This window comes from Xanthobacter agilis, assembly GCF_021730435.1.
Taxonomy (GTDB): domain Bacteria; phylum Pseudomonadota; class Alphaproteobacteria; order Rhizobiales; family Xanthobacteraceae; genus Xanthobacter; species Xanthobacter agilis.
In genome coordinates, this window is the sequence record NZ_JABWGX010000062.1 from 1 (window position 1) to 1,690 (window position 1,690).

The window sequence follows — 1,690 nt, forward strand, 5'->3', positions numbered from 1 at the left end:
TAGAGGTCGCAGCCGGTGGCGATCCCCTTGCGCTCCAGGACCGCGATCAGGGCTTCGAGCGGCGCGTTGCCGGCGCCGGCGCCCATGCCGGCGAGCGAGGCATCCACCCGCACCGCCCCGGCCGCGATCCCGGCCACCGCATTGGCCACCCCGAGGGTGAGATTGTGGTGGGTGTGGACGCCGATCTCGGTTTCGCTCTTCAGCGCGTCGCGCATGGCCTTGACGCGGGTGAAATAATCCTCGGGCAGCAGGGCGCCGGCGGAATCCGTCACATAGACGCATTCGGCGCCGTAGCTTTCCATCAGCTTGCCCTGCTCCACCAGCTTTTCCACCGGGGCCATGTGGGCCATCATCAGGAAGCCGACGGTGTCCATGCCGAGCGCGCGGGCGGCCTCGATGTGCTGGCGGGCCACGTCGGCCTCGGTGCAATGGGTGGCGATGCGCACCGAGCGGGCGCCGGCCGCATGGGCCGCCTTCAGATCGTGCACGGTGCCGATGCCCGGCAGCAGCAGCACCGTCACCACCGCATGGGTGCACACCTGCGCCACCGCGGCGATCCATTCGGCATCGTCATGGGCGCCGAAGCCGTAATTGAAGGTGGAGCCGGTGAGGCCGTCGCCATGGGTGACCTCGATGGCGTCCACCTTGGCGGCGTCGAGGGCGCGGGCGATCGCCTGGGCGGTGTCGAGGCTGTATTGGTGGCGCACGGCGTGCATGCCGTCGCGCAGGGTCACGTCCTGGATATAGATCTTGTCCGGATTGGCTCGGGCCATCACGCGGCCTCCTTCGCAAGGACCTTGGCGGCCCAGTGATCGGCGGTGACGAGGGCGGCCGAGGTCATGATGTCGAGGTTGCCGGCATAGGCGGGCAGGTAATGAGCGGCGCCTTCCACCTCCAGCAGGACGGTGGTCTTGAGGCCGTGGGCATAGCCGATGCCGGGAATGCGCACCGGGGCGTTGTTGCCGATCTCCTCGAACTGCACCTGCTGCTTCAGCCGATAGCCGGGCACGTATTTCTGCACGGTCTGCGCCATCTCCTGGATGGAGGCGATGATGGCGTCGCGGTCGCCGCCCTCGGAGAGGGTGAAGACGGTGTCGCGCATGATCGGCGGCGGCTCGGCGGGATTGAGGATGATGACCGCCTTGCCGCGCTCGGCCCCGCCCAGAACCTCGATCGCCTTGGATGTGGTCTCGGTGAATTCGTCGATATTGGCGCGGGTGCCGGGTCCGGCGGATTTGGAGGAGATGGAGGCGACGATCTCGCCATAGATCAGGCGCCGGGTGGCGCGCTTGACCGCATACACCATGGGGATGGTGGCCTGTCCGCCGCAGGTGACCATGTTGACGTTGGGCTCGTCGATATTGGCGTCGCCATTGATGGCGGGGATGGTGAACGGGCCGATGGCGGCCGGCGTCAGGTCGATGACCTTCTTGCCGTCCTTCTGCAGGAGCGCGTTGTTATAGAGGTGGGCCTTGGCGGAGGTGGCGTCGAACACCACCCCGATCTCGGCATAATTGGGCAGGCGGGTGAGGCCCTCGATGCCCTCGTGGGTAACCGGAACCCCGAGCCGCGCCGCTCGCGCCAGCCCGTCCGACCGCGGGTCGATCCCCACCATCGCACCCATCTCAAGGTGCCGCGCCGTCCGCAGGATCTTGATCATCAGGTCCGTCCCGATGTTCCCAGATCCAAT

Annotated in this window: 2 protein-coding genes; both read right to left on the reverse strand. The window is 67.3% G+C overall.

Translation table 11 applies throughout. The features are described from left to right. Positions 1-773: 4-hydroxy-2-oxovalerate aldolase (gene dmpG, locus HUW53_RS21680; RefSeq protein WP_237347821.1), on the reverse strand; the 773-nt coding region annotated here is incomplete at its 3' end. Further along, a partial coding sequence (locus HUW53_RS21685) for an acetaldehyde dehydrogenase (acetylating) (protein WP_237347822.1) occupies positions 773-1,690 on the reverse strand: 918 nt, incomplete at its 5' end. The genes dmpG and HUW53_RS21685, both read right to left, overlap by 1 nt.